The sequence below is a fragment of the Bradyrhizobium niftali genome, assembly GCF_004571025.1.
Classification (GTDB): domain Bacteria; phylum Pseudomonadota; class Alphaproteobacteria; order Rhizobiales; family Xanthobacteraceae; genus Bradyrhizobium; species Bradyrhizobium niftali.
Genome location: NZ_SPQT01000013.1, coordinates 122,203 through 139,149, shown reverse-complemented (window position 1 = coordinate 139,149; position 16,947 = coordinate 122,203). Strand labels below are relative to the sequence as shown.

Here is a 16,947-nt window from a genome sequence, read left to right as displayed (position 1 = left end):
CACGACCATGGCCTGCACGCGGGCCACATTGAGGTTCGCAAGGCGCGCACCATATGCTCTGCAAGGGAGCCCTGCCGTGCAGACCATGAAGGCGGCCCTCGTTGCGGCGATTGGCGTCGTGGCTTTGATCTGCTGCCTCCTTCCCAGTTCAGCGGAGGAGAACGGCCGTCTTGCATTGATCGTTTCGATCGACGGAGCCATCGGCCCTGCGTCGGCCAGCTACGTCAAGGAGGCTTTGGCCAAAGCAAGCGAACGGCGCGCCGAGGTCGTGCTTCTGAGACTGAACACGCCCGGCGGTCTGAATTCCAGCATGCGCGAGATCATCGCGGATGTGCTGGCCTCGCCGATCCCTGTCGTCGGTTACGTCGCACCCTCCGGCGCCCACGCGGCGAGCGCGGGGACCTATATCCTTTATGCGACCCACATCGCGGTGATGGCGCCGGGCACCAATATTGGCGCCGCGACGCCGGTGCAGATTGGCGGGCCGCTGCCGGGACTTCCGAGCGGACCAGCGGACAAGGATGGCAAAGACAAGAAGGACGAGCCGAAGGACGCGATGACGGCGAAGGTGACGAACGATGCCGTCGCCTTCATCCGCAGCCTCGCCGAGCTGCGTGGCCGCAACGCGGACTGGGCCGAGAAGGCGGTCCGTGAGGCCGCCACGCTCTCCGCCAACGCCGCGCTGGAGGCTCATGCCATCGATCTCGTCGCGCGCGATCAGGCCGAATTGCTGAGACAGCTCGATGGTCGCGTGGTCGAGGTTGCAGGCGGCAAGACGCAACGGCTGGTGACGAAGGATGCCGCCGTCGAAGCCATCGATCCCGGACCGATATCCCGCTTCCTGGCGGTGATCACCGATCCGAACGTGGCGTTCATTCTCCTGATGGTCGGCATCTACGGCTTGATCTTCGAGTTCATGTCTCCCGGTGCCGTCGCCCCCGGAGTCGTCGGCGCGATCTGCCTGCTGATCGGCCTCTATGCGCTCAATCTGCTGCCGATCAATTATGCCGGCCTCGCCCTGATGTTGGTTGGACTCGTGCTTCTAACCATCGAAGCCTTCAACCCGACCGTGGTGATCGGGCTCGGAGGGATCGTCGCTTTCGTGCTGGGCGCGCTGATGCTTTTCAGGGGCGAGGCGCCGGGCTACCACCTGTCGTGGTGGGTGATCGGCATCACTGCGGCTGTGTTCGTCGGCTTTGCGCTCGTCGTGCTTGGTTCGCTCCGGCGCGTCGGTAGGGCTCCTGCACTGGTCGGCGCGCAGGCCATGCGCGGCTTGCCCGCCGAGGTTCTCGACTGGAATGGGAACGAAGGTCATGTCTTCGCCCATGGTGAGCGCTGGCAGGCGCGCGGCGCCGAAACGTTCAAGCCCGGAGAGACGGTCGAAGTCGCCAACATCATCGACCTGACGCTGCTGATACGGCGCGCACCAACAGGCGAGGGAGGAACGTCATGATGCTGGAATATCTGACTTATGCGGCGCTCGCGTTGCTTGTCATCATGTTCCTGTCCCAGGCTATTCGAATCCTGCGCGAATACGAGCGTGGCGTCATCTTCACGCTCGGCCGCTTTACCGGCGTGAAGGGCCCGGGCCTCATCATCCTGATTCCGATCGTGCAGCAACTCGTGAAGGTGGATCTGCGGGTGATGGTGCAGGTCGTGCCGCCGCAGGACGTGATTTCGCGGGACAACGTCTCCGTCAAGGTCAACGCCGTTCTGTACTTCCGCATCGTCGACCCCGAACGGGCCATCATCAAGGTCGGCGATTACATGGCCGCCACCAGCCAGCTCGCCCAGACCACCTTGCGCTCGGTGCTCGGCAAGCACGAACTCGACGAGATGCTGGCCGAGCGCGACAGGTTGAACGCGGACATCCAGGAGATCCTCGACAAGCAGACCGACGTCTGGGGCATCAAGGTCACCGGGATCGAGATCAAGGACATCGATCTCAACGAAACCATGGTGCGCGCGATTGCCAAACAGGCCGAGGCGGAGCGGTTGCGGCGGGCCAAGGTGATCAATGCGATGGGCGAGCAGCAGGCTGCCGAAAAGCTCGTCGAGGCCGGCCGGATTCTCGCGCAGGAGCCTCAGGCGATGCAGCTACGTTATTTCGCGGCCCTGCATGACATCGCGGGCGAACGGTCGTCGACCGTCGTCTTCCCGCTGCCGATGGGCCTGCTCGACCATTTTTTGCCGCGGCGGGACAACCCGTAGCCATAGGCGGCGGGATGACCCATGCGTCATGGCCGTGTTGAACGACAAGATTCAAGGAGCCCGCTCGATCACCAAGACCAACACTACGAGCATCGAGACGTTCAGCTCCCCCAATGACGGCCCGATCGGCTATGTCGACACCGCGGGCGGCATCCGTTTCATGGCCCAGGCTGCCGGTCTCAAGCGCGCGACCTATCAGCTTCCGGCGGGCGAGCAATTGCCCCGCGTCGAGATCGACTACTCGCATGCCAACATGGACGCCGTTCCGATCGAGGACGCCATTTCCCACGGCGCAAAGGGCATCGTGCTGGCCGGTGTCGGTGACGGCAATACGTCGAAGCCGGCCCTCGATGCGCTCGAAGCGGCCGCCAAGAAGGGCATCCTGATCGTCCGCTCCACGCGGGTTCGGTCCGGCTTCGTCACGCGGAACGTCGAGGTCGACGATGACAAGAATGGTTTCGTCGTCTCCGAGGACCTCAATCCCCAGAAGGCGCGCGTTCTCGCCCAATTGCTGATCGCGAGCGGCGTGAAGGCTCCGGCCGAGCTCCAGCGGGCCTTTACGGCGACGTGGTGATCGGACCCATGTGGGTCCTGCTGATTCCGGCAGGGGTCGATCACAAACGAAAAGGCGCTCCTCGCGGAGCGCCTTTTGCCTGTCGCATTCAGTTCGGGCCGCTTAGCCCGAATAGTACATGTCGAACTCGACCGGGTGCGGGGTCATTTCGAAGCGCTCGACTTCGGTCATCTTCAGCTCGATGTAGCTGTCGATGAAGTCGTCGTCGAACACGCCGCCGGCCTTGAGGAAGGCGCGGTCCTTGTCGAGGTTCTCGAGCGCCTCGCGCAGTGAGCCGCACACCGTCGGGATCTGCTTCAGCTCTTCCTTCGGCAGATCGTAGAGGTCCTTGTCCATCGCCGGACCCGGATCGATCTTGTTCTTGATGCCGTCGAGGCCGGCCATCAGCATCGCGGCGAAGCCGAGATAGGGATTGGCGAGCGGATCGGGGAAGCGCACCTCGACACGCTTGGCCTTCGGCGAAGCGGTGTAGGGGATGCGGCAGGAGGCCGAACGGTTGCGCGCGGAGTAGGCGAGCAGCACGGGAGCCTCATAGCCCGGGACCAGACGCTTGTAGGAGTTGGTCGACGGGTTGGTGAAGGCGTTGATCGCCTTGGCGTGCTTGATGATGCCGCCGATGTAGTGGAGGCAGGTCTCCGACAGGTCGGCGTATTTGTTGCCGGCGAACACCGGCTTGCCGTCCTTCCAGATCGACTGGTGCACGTGCATGCCCGAGCCGTTGTCGCCATAGACCGGCTTCGGCATGAAGGTGGCGGTCTTGCCGTAGATGTGGGCGACCTGGTGGATGCAGTATTTGTAGATCTGCAGATGGTCGGCCATCAGGGTCAGCGTGTCGAACTTCATGCCGAGCTCGTGCTGGGCGGAGGCGACCTCGTGGTGATGCTTCTCGACCTTGACGCCCATCTTGGCCATGGCGCCGAGCATTTCCGAGCGCATGTCCTGTACGGAATCCTGCGGCGGGACCGGGAAGTAGCCGCCCTTGGTGCGGACGCGGTGGCCGAGATTGCCGCCTTCATATTCGGTGTCGGTGTTGGTCGGCAGCTCCGAGGAGTCGAGGCGGAAGCCGGTGTTGTAGGGGCTGGAGGAGAAGCGCACGTCGTCGAACACGAAGAACTCGGCTTCGGGACCGACGAAGACGGTGTCGCCCACGCCCATCGACTTCACCATCGCCTCGGCCTTCTTGGCGATGCCGCGGGGGTCGCGGTTGTAGGGCTCGCCCGTGGTCGGCTCGAGCACGTCGCAGGTGATGACCATGGTGGTCTCTGCGAAGAACGGATCGATCGTCGCGGTCACCGGATCCGGCATCAGGCACATGTCGGACTCGTTGATCGCCTTCCAGCCGGCGATCGAGGAGCCGTCGAACATCGTCCCTTCGGCAAATATGTCTTCATCGATCATGCTGACGTCGAACGTCACGTGCTGCCACTTGCCGCGCGGATCGGTGAAGCGCAGGTCGACGTACTTGACGTCGTTGTCCTTGATCGATTTCAGGACGTCTTTGGCGGTCTTCATGCATACCCCTTTTGGCTCTGCGGGTCGGTTTCCAGATGAGCAGGATTATTCTCGCTTTTGGCGAGTTCGCGCGCGACCGCACAAACGAATTCAGGCCGCCGAAGCAGCCTTATTTCTTGTCAGAGTGTCGCAAAATGCGGGATAGCACCCGGCTCAGATAGCGTCCAGCCCGGATTCGCCGGTTCGGATGCGGATCGCCTCTTCGATGTTGGAGACGAAAATCTTGCCGTCACCGATGCGACCGGTCTGCGCAGCGCGGCGGATCGCGTCGATGGCGCGCTCGACCAGATCGTCGCCGATCACGATCTCGATCTTCACCTTCGGCAGGAAGTCGACGATGTATTCTGCGCCGCGGTAGAGCTCGGCGTGGCCCTTCTGCCGGCCAAAGCCCTTGGCTTCGGTGACAGTGATGCCCTGAAGGCCGACTTCCTGAAGCGCTTCCTTCACCTCGTCGAGCTTGAACGGCTTGATGATGGCTTCGATTTTCTTCACTGCGCGCCTCCCGGCATTTCGATCAAATAGCAACGTCTCGTCAGGATGCGCTTTATCTCACGCACGATCTTGTCCTCGCTATGCCGGGATCCCTGACCAGTCCGGCACCAACGGCCGGTCACACCCTGATAGACGTCAGTGAGCACGACGAACCGAAGCGGCTTCCTCGAAAGCAGGGTCTATGCCAAGTTGCAAATGCCCTGATTATTGGAGCGTTATCAGCCTTTTAACGAGCATCTCTGATAGGTGGAGCCGACCGGCCCAAAATACCGAAGACTACGAAATAGGCAAACGGTTCAATCTATGTGCAAATCGACGTTCCGCCGGTCGGGTCGGCACGGAAGATGCCTGCTGAAGAGGCGTTTGTACAGGGAAGTGGCATGGAAGTTCTGACCAACGCCGAAATGCAGCGCGCCGACCAGCTCTCGATCGCGGCCGGCACGCCCGGCTTCAAGCTGATGCTGAGCGCGGGCCAGGCGGTCGCCGAGGCCGCCCATGCGCTGGTGGAGGAGGGGCCGATCCTGATCGTGGCCGGCCCCGGCAACAATGGCGGCGACGGTTTTGTCGCAGCCGCCGAGCTCGCCGCCCAGGGCCGCGAGGTCTCGGTGATCCTGATGTGCGAGCGCGACCAGCTCCAGGGCGATGCGGCCTCCGCCGCGCGCGGCTGGAAACACCCGGTGCTCCCGTTCAATCCGCAGGCGATCGGAAAGCCGGCGCTGATCATCGATGCGCTGTTCGGCGCGGGCCTCAGCCGCTCCGTCGACGGCGAGGCGCGCGCGATGATCGAGGCGATCAACGCCAACGGTGCCTTGGTGCTTGCGGTCGATCTGCCGAGCGGCATCAACGGCACCAGCGCCGCCGTGCTGGGCGCTGCAGTCAACGCCGCCGAGACCGTCACCTTCTTTCGAAAGAAGCCGGCGCACCTGCTGCTGCCGGGACGGATGCATTGCGGCCGCGTGCGCGTTGCCGACATCGGTATCGACGCGCAGGTGCTGGACGAGATCAGGCCGCAGACCTTCGAGAACGATCCGGATTTCTGGGGCGCGGCCTTTCCGGTGCCGCGGATCGACGGCCACAAATATGCGCGAGGGCATGTGCTGGCGGTTTCGGGCGACGCAGTCGCGACCGGCGCGGCGCGGCTCGCCGCGCGCGGCGCGTTGCGGGCCGGTGCCGGCTTGGTGACGCTGGCGAGCCCGCGCGATGCGCTCGCGATCAATGCGGCGGCGCTGACTGCGGTGATGGTTCGCCCCGTCGACACCGCGATCGAGTTTGGCGAGCTGCTCGGCGACAAGCGCTACAACACCTGCATCATTGGCCCCGGCACGGGCGTCGGCGATCGCACCTGCGATTTCGTCCACACGGCGCTTACCGCGCAACGACACCTGGTGCTGGACGCCGATGCACTGACGAGCTTTGCCGCGAATCCCGAGCGCCTGTTTGAAGCGATCAAGTCCTCGCAGGACAGTGCGGTGGTGCTGACGCCGCACGAGGGTGAATTCCCGCGCCTGTTCTCCGATCTCAGCAACAAGCATCCCGGCCGCTCCAAGCTCGAGCGCGTCCGCGCCGCCGCCGAACGTTCCGGCGCCGTGGTGCTGCTGAAGGGCCCGGATACCACCATCGCCGCGCCCGACGGCCGCGCCACCGTCGCCGCCAATGCGCCGCCCTGGCTCGCCACCGCCGGCGCCGGCGACGTGCTCTCCGGCGTCATCGCAGGGCTTTTGGCGCAGGGGGTGCCGGCCTTCGAAGCCGCCAGCATCGGCGTGTGGATGCATGGCGAGGCGGCAAGCGAGGCGGGGCCGGGGCTGATCGCGGAAGATCTCACCGAGACGCTGCCGGCCGTGCACCGGCGGATCTATAATGCGCTCGGGATCGAGTACTAGTGCTGAGGCAGCTCGCGCTCACCAATATGGGGGCGGCCGCGCAGGTCCATCGGATCGCGTTTGACCAGGCGATGCCGCGGCTCGTCGGGCTGCACACGCCGGAGGAGGATCGTTGGTTTTATCGCGAGCATGTTTTCAAAACGTGCCGCGTGTGGGGCCGCTTCGACCAGGACGCGCTCAGCGGGCTCATTGCCTTCCGCGATGGCTGGGTCGAGCAGCTCTATGTCCTTCCCGCTGCCCAGGGCCGCGGTGTCGGCACCGAGCTCCTCGATGTGGCCAAGCGTGCCTGCGAACGGCTGGAGCTCTGGACCTTCCAGTGCAATGAACGCGCGCGACGCTTCTACGAGGCCCGTGGCTTCGCGTTGGTCGAGCAGACGGACGGGGCGCGGAACGAGGAGAAGGAGCCGGACGCCCGCTACGTCTGGGCGCGCGCATAGCTCACTCCACCGCGTACCAGCGCACCAGCCGCGGCGCGGCCCAGTCGGTCACGACGGATTCGATCAGCCAGCGTCCCGGTGAGGTCGCCGCGAACGCGATACGCTGGGTCTGGCCGGGCTCGACCGCGAGCGTGTCGAGCCAGTAGGGCTTCCAGCCATCGTCGAGGCGGTCGAGCAGCCGGAAGGGGTGGCCGTGCAGATGGAACACGGCGGTGAGGGCTGCGGGGTTCTTGAGGGTCAGCACGACGGTGCGGCCGGTCTTGGCGCGGAAGGCTGGCGCCGAGGCGGTCGAGAAATTCGCAGGCCGTGCCCAGCCGGTGTCGGGGGCACCGAGCGCGACATCGAACCGCAGGGCGCCTCTGAGATCGAGCTGGTCGGGCAGGGCATTCGCAGGGAGCGGCTGTGGCGGCGACAGCGGCGCACGCCGCTCCATCGTGCCGGAGATCGTGAGGTTTCCGATCGGGCGGCCTTCCTTGCCGTCATGCAGCAGAAATTTCGCCGATATGGCTGCATCCACGAAGGCGTCGGCACGCGCGCCGGGAGCCAGCACCAGGGCGCCGTTGCGCGCCGGGAACGGCTCGGCCGGCTGTCCGTCCAGGGCCATCACGCGGACGTCGTGACTTTCCAATTTGATCGCCAGAACAGTGCGTTGGGAGCCATTGATAAAGCGCAATCGCAGCCGCTCATTGGCCGCGGCTGAGAGCTCACATGAAGTCTGCCCGTTGATCGTATAGAGCGGGGTCGTGTCCTTCGGGTCGCGGCCCGGGGGCAGCGCTGTCCCGTCCGGCCGCAGGCGCCATTCCTCGATCAGCAGGACCTCGTCACGATCGACGGCGATGCGGCTCGTCTCCTCCGCGATGATCGGAAGCGGGCGCGCCGGTTGCTTCAGGCCGTCCTCGAAGAGACGAAAGTCGGTCAGCAGGGTACCGGCGTTTGGTATTGAAATAATTGAAGTTTCAGTCGCATCCGGCGCGGTCGGCGCGCGCCCCCGCAGCGGGTCGGCCGCAGCCGGGCCGTTAAGGCCGTACCAGACTGGCGCAAGTGGCACAGGCAGGTCGTTACGGAACACCACCTCGCAGCGGTCGCCACGCTTGAGATGGACGCCCCTGGTATGGCTTACGGCGGCCAGCTCCCAGACGGGTGTGGGCGGCTGACCCGGCCTCAAGGCCAAGGTCGCCAGGCGGGCCTGGAGGGCGAGCTGGGCGGTCACCGGTGGGGCTGCGCCACCGGCCATCAACCCGGCCGCCGAGGCTCCGAGGCCGGCAAGAAGGCCGGCCAAAACCTCACGCCGATTGGGGTCAATGATCCGCGGTTTCATGGCCCGATCCGGACCACGCCGCGCTGGATAAGTCCAGCCATCGTGCCTACTTGAAGCCTGCCGCCATCAGGCCATTTTTTTGCTGCGAACAGTCAGGCGCATGCTATAAGCCCGGCCGCCCGCGGCATCGCGGCCGGTCTTGATGCAAATTCACGCGGGCGTGGCGGAACTGGTAGACGCGCTGGATTTAGGTTCCAGTGACGAAAGTTGTGGGGGTTCGAGTCCCTCCGCCCGCACCAAGCGCTTTCAGCGTTTGCACGGATTACCGAAGGGCCTCGCTTCGTGCGGATGTTTTCCGTCGGGAGCAGGGCTCTGATGAACCACCGGCGTTGAGGCGTTTGCCTCGCGCCGGATCGATTAATGACAGCGTCCCGACGCATGCGTGCCGGGACCGAACGAGAAGAAGATTGGACGCCATGCAGGTCACAGAAACCCTCTCGGAAGGTTTGAAGCACGAGTTCAAGATCAGCGTTCCCGCGTCTGATCTCGACGCCAAGGCCGGCGCCAAGCTCGTCGACCTCAAGGACAAGGTCCGTATCAACGGCTTCCGTCCCGGCAAGGTGCCGGTCACCCATCTCAAGAAGGTCTATGGCCGCTCGGTGATGGCCGAGACCATCGACCAGACCATCCGCGACACCAACACGCAGCTGTTCTCCGAGCGCGGCTTCCGCCTCGCGACCGAGCCGAAGATCACGATGCCGACCGAGCAGGCCGAGGTCGAGGAGCTGCTGAGCGGCAAGACCGATCTGACCTACACGGTCGCGATCGAGGTGGTGCCGTCGATCGCGCTCGCCGACTTCAAGACCTTCCAGGTCGAGAAGCCCGTGGCTGACGTTTCCGACTCCGACGTCGACGAGGCGATCAAGCGCATCGCCGACAGCAACCGCGGCTATACCGCGAAGGCCGAGGGCGCCAAGGCCGAGACCGGCGACCGCGTCACCGTCAGCTTCAAGGGCACCATCAACGGCGAAGCCTTCGAGGGCGGCGCCGGCGAGGGCATCCAGGTCGTGATCGGCTCCAACACCTTCATCCCCGGCTTCGAGGAGCAGCTCGCCGGCATCGGCGCGGGCGAGACGCGCACGCTGAAGGTGTCGTTCCCCAAGAACTATATGAACGACAAGCTCGCCGGCCAGCCGGCCGAGTTCGAGACCACCGCGACCACGATCGAAGCGCCGCAGGACATTGCGATCGACGACGAGTTCGCCAAGACGCTCGGCCTCGAATCGCTGGACAAGCTGAAGGAAGCCGCGCGCGAGCGTCTGGTTGCCGAGTTCGCGGGTGCGACGCGCCAGCGCGTCAAGCGTGCGCTGCTCGACCGTCTCGACGAGGCGCATCGCTTCGAGGCGCCGCCCTCGCTCGTCGACGAGGAGTTCAATCTGATGTGGAACTCGGTCAAGGCCGAGATGGACTCGGCCGGCAAGACCTTTGCCGACGAGGACACCACTGAAGATGCCGCCAAGGAAGAATACCGCAAGATCGCCGACCGCCGGGTGCGGCTCGGCCTCGTGCTCTCCGAGATCGGCGAGAAGAACAAGATCACCGTAACCGACGACGAGGTCGGCCGCGCCGTGATCGAGCGCGCGCGCTCGATGCCCGGCCGCGAGAAGGAAGTCTGGGACTATTACCGCAGCAACGCCCAGGCGCTGGCCCAGCTCCGCGCGCCGATCTACGAGGACAAGGTCGTCGACTTCATTCTCGAACTCGCCAACGTGACCGAGAAGAAGGTCTCGCGCGAGGACCTCTACAAGGACGACGAGGCGGAAAAGACCGCGGCCTGAAGGCTTTGAGACAGTCTTCTATTAAGGATGATCAGCGGAAGGGCCCGGCTAGCCATGTGGCTGGCTGGGCCTTTTTGCGAGAATCAGCTTCAAGTGCCCGGCGGATTAAGCCTTAATTCGCCCCGCACTTGTCTGGCGCGAATTGGGCTATATCTGTCGGTACACCCTGTACCCAAACTTCTACGTTACCAACTTCCTGCATCACGGGCGTCCATCGGCCTTCCGGCAAATCCAGCCAAACTGGCAGCCAAGAGTGGCGATGTCCGCCTCCGAAAACCCTAGGTGACTCATGCGCGATCCGGTTGAAACCTACATGAACCTCGTGCCCATGGTGGTCGAGCAGACCAACCGTGGCGAGCGCGCCTACGACATTTTCTCGCGCCTGCTGAAAGAGCGCATCATTTTCCTGACCGGTCCGGTCGAGGACGGCATGTCGACGCTGGTTGTCGCGCAGCTGCTGTTCCTTGAAGCGGAAAATCCGAAGAAGGAAATCTCGATGTACATCAACTCGCCGGGCGGCGTGGTGACGTCGGGCCTTGCGATCTACGACACCATGCAGTTCATCCGCCCGCCGGTCTCGACGCTGTGCACGGGGCAGGCGGCTTCGATGGGCTCGCTGCTGCTAGCCGCCGGCGAGAAGGACATGCGCTTCTCGCTGCCGAATGCGCGCATCATGGTGCACCAGCCCTCCGGCGGCTTCCAGGGCCAGGCCACCGACATCATGCTGCACGCGCAGGAAATCCTGAACCTGAAGAAGCGGCTCAACGAGATCTACGTCAAGCACACCGGCCAGACCTACAAGACGATCGAGGATGCGCTGGAACGCGACAAGTTCCTGACCGCCAACGACGCCAAGGAGTTCGGCCTGGTCGACAGGGTCATCGACAAGCGCGCCGAAGAGCCGGCAGCAGCGAAGACCCAGTAGCACTACTGGTCGGCAACGGCGATCCCTCGGGTTCGCCGGGGACCTCCAGGGGAGCGTTCACGTTTAGAACTCGTGTGCGCATCGCAAAACGCCGTTTTGTGCCCTGCGACAGGCCGAAAGTTCCGCTTTCGTGCTTGTTTTTCGTGGCAATCCAGCAACGCCGGGGTGATTTCGATCACTTCGTCCGTGCCAAGACCTGAAATCACGGTATTGTCACGGGTAGCCGGCGACCCCCGATTAGCGAATTCTTGATAGTCGGGTGACAGCATGGTTGGCTACGAATGATCCGCTATGATCGCGGAAGAATCGAGTGACCGCGATTCGCACGGGATGTAACGCGTAGGGTCTTTTTTGGTACGGAATTTGCTCTATTTGAGCTTCATACCGACCGGTGTGTCGGGATGGAGCGATCGAGCGGAACGGGATCGAACCGCGGACGGAGACATGAATGAGTAAGGTCGGCACGAGCGACTCCAAGAACACGCTATATTGCTCGTTCTGCGGCAAGAGCCAGCACGAAGTCCGCAAACTGATCGCGGGTCCCACGGTCTTCATTTGCGACGAGTGCGTCGAGCTTTGCATGGACATCATCCGCGAGGAGAACAAGTCCTCGCTGGTCAAGTCGCGCGACGGCATTCCGACGCCGAAGGAAATCTGCAAGGTGCTGGACGATTACGTGATCGGCCAGAGCCATGCGAAGAAGGTCCTGTCGGTCGCGGTGCACAACCACTACAAGCGCCTCAACCACCAGACCAAGCACAACGACGTCGAGCTCGCGAAGTCGAACATCCTGCTGATCGGTCCGACCGGTTCTGGCAAGACGCTGCTCGCGCAGACGCTCGCCCGCATTCTGGACGTGCCGTTCACGATGGCGGACGCGACGACGCTGACCGAAGCCGGCTATGTCGGTGAGGACGTCGAGAACATCATCCTGAAGCTGCTCCAGGCCGCCGACTACAATGTCGAGCGCGCCCAGCGCGGCATCGTCTACATCGACGAAATCGACAAGATCAGCCGCAAGTCCGACAATCCCTCGATCACGCGCGACGTGTCGGGTGAGGGCGTGCAGCAGGCGCTGCTCAAGATCATGGAAGGCACGGTGGCTTCGGTCCCGCCGCAGGGCGGCCGCAAGCATCCGCAGCAGGAATTCCTGCAGGTGGATACCACCAACATCCTGTTCATCTGCGGCGGCGCCTTCGCCGGGCTCGAGAAGATCATCTCGGCGCGCGGTCGGTCGACCTCGATCGGCTTCGGCGCCCAGGTGCTCGCGCCGGAGGACCGCCGTACCGGCGAGATCTTCCGTCACGTCGAGCCTGAGGATCTCCTGAAGTACGGCCTCATCCCCGAGTTCGTCGGCCGTCTGCCTGTCGTGGCGACGCTCGAGGATCTGGACGAGACCTCGCTGAAGAAGATCCTGACCGAGCCGAAGAACGCGCTGGTGAAGCAGTATCAGCGCCTGTTCGAGATGGAGAACATCGAGCTGACCTTCGCCGACGAGGCGCTTGGCGCGGTCGCCCGCAAGGCGATCGAGCGCAAGACCGGCGCGCGTGGCCTGCGTTCGATCCTCGAGGCGATCCTGCTCGAGACCATGTTCGACTTGCCGGGTCTGGAAGGTGTGGAAGAAGTCGTGATTTCGCGCGAAGTCGTGGAAGGCACGGCCCGTCCGCTCTACATCTACGCCGATCGATCCGATCGTGCCGTCGAGAACGCCAGCGCCTGATTTGCGGCGCTGGAACGCTCCAATCGTCCTGAGAGGTGACGGCTGCGGAATGCATCTCCGCAGCCGAGTTTGCGTCGCTTACCCGTGTGCGTAAGCGCCTGATGGCGCGCGTTTTTCAATGACTTGACACCCCCCGGGTCGATAGCCACCTAATGTCGGCGGCGAGCGTGAATTCTCTTCAAGATTCGCCTCAGTTCCGATCCGGCAAGCCCGGTCCGCCCTTCGAATGGTAGACCGGTTTTGTGGATCACCTCGGCACCTTGTGGCGGTTGCGCATGAGCATGGCGGGCTGCGTGCAAGGGGGCAAAGCAAAAGGAAAAGGCCATGACTAATCCAAAACCCCGGCCAACCATCGTCCATGGCGAGACGCACGCTTATCCCGTGCTTCCCTTGCGCGACATCGTCGTCTTCCCGCACATGATCGTGCCGCTCTTCGTCGGCCGCGAGAAGTCGATCCGCGCGCTCGAAGAGGTGATGAAGAACGACGCGCTGATCATGCTCGCAACGCAGAAGAACGCGTCCGACGATGATCCGGCGCCCGATGCGATTTACGAGACCGGTACGCTTGCCAGCGTGCTCCAGCTCTTGAAGCTTCCCGACGGCACCGTGAAGGTGCTGGTCGAAGGGCTCGAGCGTGCGCGCGTGCAGAAATACACCGATCGCGCCGACTACTATGAAGCGACCGCCATTGCCCTGGCCGACACCGATGCGAAGTCGGTCGAGGCGGAGGCGCTGGCGCGCTCGGTCGTGTCCGACTTCGAGAGCTATGTGAAGCTCAACAAGAAGATCTCGGCCGAGGTCGTCGGCGTCGTGCAGGCGATTACCGATTTCGCCAAGCTCGCCGACACCGTCGCCTCCCATCTCGCCGTCAAGATCGCGGATCGCCAGGGCATCCTGGAGACGCTGTCGGTCACCACGCGCCTCGAGAAGGTGCTGGGCCTGATGGAGAGCGAGATCTCGGTGCTCCAGGTCGAGAAGCGCATCCGCTCGCGCGTCAAGCGCCAGATGGAGAAGACCCAGCGCGAGTATTATCTCAACGAGCAGATGAAGGCGATCCAGAAGGAACTCGGCGACGACGACGGTCGCGATGAGCTCGCCGATCTCGAAGAGAAGATCTCCAAGACCAAGCTCTCCAAGGAAGCGCGCGAGAAGGCGCAGCACGAATTGAAGAAGCTGCGCCAGATGTCGCCGATGTCCGCGGAAGCGACCGTCGTGCGCAACTATCTGGACTGGCTGCTGTCGATCCCGTGGAACAAGAAGTCCAAGGTCAAGAAGGACCTGGAATCGGCGCAAGCCATCCTGGACTCCGATCACTACGGTCTGGAGAAGGTCAAGGAACGCATCGTCGAGTATCTCGCGGTGCAGTCGCGCGCCAACAAGCTGACGGGACCGATCCTGTGCCTCGTCGGACCTCCCGGCGTCGGCAAGACCTCGCTCGGCAAGTCGATCGCGAAGGCGACGGGGCGCGAGTTCGTGCGCGTCTCGCTCGGCGGCGTGCGCGACGAGGCCGAGATCCGCGGTCACCGCCGCACCTATATCGGCTCGATGCCCGGCAAGATCATCCAGTCGATGCGGAAAGCCAAGTCGTCCAATCCGCTGTTCCTGCTGGACGAGATCGACAAGATGGGCGCCGACTTCCGCGGCGATCCGTCCTCGGCTTTGCTCGAGGTCCTCGACCCCGAGCAGAACGGGACCTTCAACGACCACTATCTCGAGGTCGACTACGATCTGTCCAACGTGATGTTCATCACGACCGCGAATACGCTCAATATTCCGGGGCCGCTGATGGATCGCATGGAGATCATCCGGATCGCGGGCTACACCGAGAACGAGAAGGTCGAGATCGCGCGCAAGCACCTGATCCCGAACGCGGTGTCCAAGCACGGCCTGGACTCCAAGGAGTTCTCGATCGACGACGACGCGCTGCTGCTGCTGATCCGCCGCTACACCCGCGAAGCGGGCGTGCGTAACCTGGAGCGTGAGCTCTCCACACTCGCCCGCAAGGCGGTGAAGGAGCTGATGATCTCCAAGAAGAAGTCGGTCAAGGTCACCGAGAAGTCTCTCGAAGAGCTGCTGGGTGTGCCGAAGTACCGCTTCGGCGAGATCGAGAGCGAGCCGCAGGTCGGCATCGTCACCGGCCTTGCCTGGACCGATGTCGGCGGCGAGCTCTTGACCATCGAAGGCGTCATGATGCCCGGCAAGGGCAAGATGACGGTCACGGGCAACCTGCGCGACGTGATGAAGGAATCGATCTCGGCGGCGGCGTCCTACGTCCGCTCGCGCGCGATCGTCTACGGCATCGAGCCGCCGCTGTTCGACCGGCGCGACATCCACGTGCACGTGCCGGAAGGCGCGACGCCGAAGGACGGTCCATCGGCGGGCGTGGCGATGGCCACCGCGATCATCTCGGTCATGACCGGCATCCCGGTTCGCCACGATGTCGCGATGACCGGCGAGATCACGCTGCGCGGCCGCGTGCTGCCGATCGGCGGTCTGAAGGAGAAGCTGCTGGCTGCTGCCCGCGGCGGCATCAAGACGGTGCTGATCCCCGAGGACAACGCCAAGGATCTCACGGAGATCTCCGATGCGATCAAGGGCGGCATGGAGATCATCCCGGTCTCGCGGCTGGATGACGTCGTCGCCAAGGCGCTGGTGAAGAAGCCGGTGCCGATCGTCTGGGAAGAGGACACCAAGGTGACGGTGAAGCCGGACGGCGACGAAGCCGCCGGCGGCCTGACCGCTCACTGATCTCGAGCGAAAGATGATAAAACGGCGCCTTCGGGCGCCGTTTTTGTTTTGAGGCAAGGGAACGAGGGCGATGAAGATCGACGGGCAATGCCATTGCGGGCAGATCACATTTGAGGCCGAGATCGACCCCGAGGCGGTCTCGATCTGCCATTGCCGGGACTGCCAGACGCTGACGGGATCGCCGTTCCGGGTCACCGCGATCTGTTCCGCCGGTGACGTCAGGCTCACCGGCGGCACGCCGAAAATCTACGGCAAGCGCGGCGACAACGGCCGGATGCGCTTCCAGCATTTTTGCGCCGATTGCGGTTCCCCGCTGTTCACCAGCGGCGAGGGCGACCAGGCCGACGATTGGGGCATCCGCTGGGGCAGCATCCGCCAGCGCGACGCTCTGAGGCCCAGCCGGCAGATCTGGTGCCAGTCGGCGGCGGTATGGATCGACACCGTGCCGGTGCTGCCGGGGAGGCCGGGGGATTGATGTTCCGTACTTGCCCACCGAGGGCGGGTAGGGATAAAGAGGCGGCGAGGGGCGGTTAGCTCAGCTGGTTAGAGCATCTCGTTTACACCGAGAGGGTCCGCGGTTCGAATCCGTGACCGCCCACCAGATACGCTTGCTGATGCGGTCTATCCGGCCATCCGCGTCGGGTTATGTGATCCCTGGTCAAGGGAATGCTTCCAAGAGCGATGGTGTCGTGATGGCCTACATGATGACGAAGAAATCCCATGGCTAAGGCATATATCTTCGGTGCAGGTGGCCATGCGCGCGTGATCGCCTCGTTCCTCGATGTTGCGCCCGTCTTTGTCGTTCAGAGCCTGGAGGGCCAGGCGGCGTTGCCGGGAAGCATGATGTCCGAGGACGACTATTTCCGTGAGCTCCCGCTCGGGGATGCCTACCTCGGAATAGGAGCCAACGCGGCGCGCGATCTCTGTGCATCGCGCTTGCGGGCAGCCAAGGTGAATATGCCGCCGTGCATCGCTCCGACGGCCTTTGTCGCGAGGGATGCCGAAATCGAGAGCGGCGCCGTGATTGGGGCTGGTGCCGTCATCGGCTCCAGAGCCCTGATCGGGCGCGACACGATCGTCAACACCCTTTCCAGCGTCGACCACGATTGTATTCTCGGTGCGCTGTCCCAGGTGACGGTCGGCGTGACGTTCGGCGGCGGGGTCAGGGTTGGCGCCAATTGCTTCTTCGGCATGAAGAGCGGCGTCTTTCCGAACAGGATCATCGGCGACAATGTCCAGGTCATGGCTGGCAGCCTGATCAGTACCGATGTCGAGCCGAATGTCATGATGGGCGGAAATCCGGCGCAGCTCGTCAAGCGCATCGCTTGAGGCTTCGTGACGAGTGGCTGGAT

The 16,947-nt window shown here is 63.7% G+C and carries 14 protein-coding genes and 2 tRNA genes; 13 read left to right on the top strand and 3 right to left on the bottom strand.

Annotated features, from left to right (window positions below; translation table 11 throughout):
• Positions 1–76 precede the first annotated feature (76 nt).
• Genes E4K65_RS22600 through E4K65_RS22590 form a run of 3 tightly spaced genes read left to right on the top strand, consistent with a single transcriptional unit; the run spans position 77 to position 2,785 of the window.
• The gene (locus E4K65_RS22600; protein ID WP_135176041.1) at positions 77–1,453 is read left to right on the top strand and encodes an NfeD family protein; all 1,377 of its coding nucleotides are present in this window, start codon (positions 77–79) and stop codon (positions 1,451–1,453) included.
• Positions 1,450–2,211, top strand: coding sequence for a slipin family protein (locus E4K65_RS22595; protein ID WP_027547365.1), 762 nt, complete (start codon positions 1,450–1,452; stop codon positions 2,209–2,211). Before E4K65_RS22600 ends, E4K65_RS22595 begins: the two co-directional genes overlap by 4 nt.
• A complete protein-coding gene (locus E4K65_RS22590) occupies positions 2,120–2,785 on the top strand; it encodes an asparaginase domain-containing protein (protein ID WP_283813864.1) in 666 nt (221 codons plus the stop codon). Before E4K65_RS22595 ends, E4K65_RS22590 begins: the two co-directional genes overlap by 92 nt.
• Positions 2,786–2,887: 102 nt before the next feature.
• Here the strand turns inward: E4K65_RS22590 and glnA are convergent, their stop codons facing one another.
• Both glnA and E4K65_RS22580 read right to left on the bottom strand, forming a co-directional pair.
• A complete protein-coding gene (glnA, locus tag E4K65_RS22585) occupies positions 2,888–4,297 on the bottom strand; it encodes a type I glutamate--ammonia ligase (RefSeq protein ID WP_011087712.1) in 1,410 nt (469 codons plus the stop codon).
• Positions 4,298–4,450: 153 nt separating this feature from the next.
• On the bottom strand, positions 4,451–4,789 hold the full coding sequence (locus E4K65_RS22580) for a P-II family nitrogen regulator (protein ID WP_007603495.1): 339 nt from the start codon (positions 4,787–4,789) through the stop codon (positions 4,451–4,453).
• Between the two features lie 380 nt (positions 4,790–5,169).
• Here E4K65_RS22580 and E4K65_RS22575 point away from each other — a divergent pair, with 380 nt between their 5' ends.
• On the top strand, positions 5,170–6,669 hold the full coding sequence (locus E4K65_RS22575) for an NAD(P)H-hydrate dehydratase (RefSeq protein WP_167771039.1): 1,500 nt from the start codon (positions 5,170–5,172) through the stop codon (positions 6,667–6,669).
• On the top strand, positions 6,669–7,106 hold the full coding sequence (locus tag E4K65_RS22570; RefSeq protein ID WP_135176039.1) for a GNAT family N-acetyltransferase: 438 nt from the start codon (positions 6,669–6,671) through the stop codon (positions 7,104–7,106). Before E4K65_RS22575 ends, E4K65_RS22570 begins: the two co-directional genes overlap by 1 nt.
• Before the next feature lies 1 nt (position 7,107).
• On the opposite strand, the gene E4K65_RS22565 is transcribed toward E4K65_RS22570, so the two are convergent.
• Complete coding sequence (locus E4K65_RS22565) at positions 7,108–8,424, bottom strand: multicopper oxidase family protein (RefSeq protein ID WP_135176038.1); 1,317 nt, start codon at positions 8,422–8,424, stop codon at positions 7,108–7,110.
• 154 nt (positions 8,425–8,578) lie between these two features.
• Here E4K65_RS22565 and E4K65_RS22560 point away from each other — a divergent pair.
• The 8 genes from E4K65_RS22560 (at position 8,579) to E4K65_RS22525 (ending at position 16,924) form a co-directional block, all read left to right on the top strand.
• Positions 8,579–8,663 (top strand) — tRNA-Leu (locus E4K65_RS22560).
• A gap of 177 nt (positions 8,664–8,840) precedes the next feature.
• Positions 8,841–10,202 (top strand): trigger factor, encoded by a 1,362-nt coding sequence (gene tig / locus E4K65_RS22555; RefSeq protein ID WP_135176037.1) that lies wholly within the window; start codon positions 8,841–8,843, stop codon positions 10,200–10,202.
• A gap of 289 nt (positions 10,203–10,491) precedes the next feature.
• The gene (locus tag E4K65_RS22550) at positions 10,492–11,127 is read left to right on the top strand and encodes an ATP-dependent Clp protease proteolytic subunit (protein WP_011087708.1); all 636 of its coding nucleotides are present in this window, start codon (positions 10,492–10,494) and stop codon (positions 11,125–11,127) included.
• A gap of 448 nt (positions 11,128–11,575) precedes the next feature.
• Positions 11,576–12,847, top strand: a complete 1,272-nt coding sequence (clpX, locus tag E4K65_RS22545; protein ID WP_008547851.1) for an ATP-dependent Clp protease ATP-binding subunit ClpX — start codon at positions 11,576–11,578, stop codon at positions 12,845–12,847.
• A gap of 324 nt (positions 12,848–13,171) precedes the next feature.
• The gene (lon, locus tag E4K65_RS22540) at positions 13,172–15,595 is read left to right on the top strand and encodes an endopeptidase La (protein ID WP_027547359.1); all 2,424 of its coding nucleotides are present in this window, start codon (positions 13,172–13,174) and stop codon (positions 15,593–15,595) included.
• A gap of 70 nt (positions 15,596–15,665) precedes the next feature.
• Positions 15,666–16,070: a GFA family protein gene (locus E4K65_RS22535; RefSeq protein WP_025576560.1), complete on the top strand. Its 405-nt coding sequence runs from the start codon at positions 15,666–15,668 to the stop codon at positions 16,068–16,070.
• 49 nt (positions 16,071–16,119) lie between these two features.
• Positions 16,120–16,196, top strand: a tRNA-Val gene (locus tag E4K65_RS22530).
• A 119-nt stretch (positions 16,197–16,315) separates the two neighbouring features.
• Positions 16,316–16,924: an acetyltransferase gene (locus E4K65_RS22525; protein WP_135176036.1), complete on the top strand. Its 609-nt coding sequence runs from the start codon at positions 16,316–16,318 to the stop codon at positions 16,922–16,924.
• Positions 16,925–16,947: the final 23 nt, after the last annotated feature.

Coding starts and splice junctions, on each gene's coding strand:
- E4K65_RS22595 (WP_027547365.1), top strand. CDS start 1,450: ATGATGCTGGAATATCTGACTTATGCGGCGCTCGCGTTGCTTGTCATC.
- E4K65_RS22590 (WP_283813864.1), top strand. CDS start 2,120: ATGACATCGCGGGCGAACGGTCGTCGACCGTCGTCTTCCCGCTGCCGA.
- glnA (WP_011087712.1), bottom strand. CDS start 4,297: ATGAAGACCGCCAAAGACGTCCTGAAATCGATCAAGGACAACGACGTC.
- E4K65_RS22575 (WP_167771039.1), top strand. CDS start 5,170: ATGGAAGTTCTGACCAACGCCGAAATGCAGCGCGCCGACCAGCTCTCG.
- E4K65_RS22565 (WP_135176038.1), bottom strand. CDS start 8,424: ATGAAACCGCGGATCATTGACCCCAATCGGCGTGAGGTTTTGGCCGGC.
- tig (WP_135176037.1), top strand. CDS start 8,841: ATGCAGGTCACAGAAACCCTCTCGGAAGGTTTGAAGCACGAGTTCAAG.
- E4K65_RS22550 (WP_011087708.1), top strand. CDS start 10,492: ATGCGCGATCCGGTTGAAACCTACATGAACCTCGTGCCCATGGTGGTC.
- clpX (WP_008547851.1), top strand. CDS start 11,576: ATGAGTAAGGTCGGCACGAGCGACTCCAAGAACACGCTATATTGCTCG.
- lon (WP_027547359.1), top strand. CDS start 13,172: ATGACTAATCCAAAACCCCGGCCAACCATCGTCCATGGCGAGACGCAC.
- E4K65_RS22535 (WP_025576560.1), top strand. CDS start 15,666: ATGAAGATCGACGGGCAATGCCATTGCGGGCAGATCACATTTGAGGCC.
- E4K65_RS22525 (WP_135176036.1), top strand. CDS start 16,316: ATGGCTAAGGCATATATCTTCGGTGCAGGTGGCCATGCGCGCGTGATC.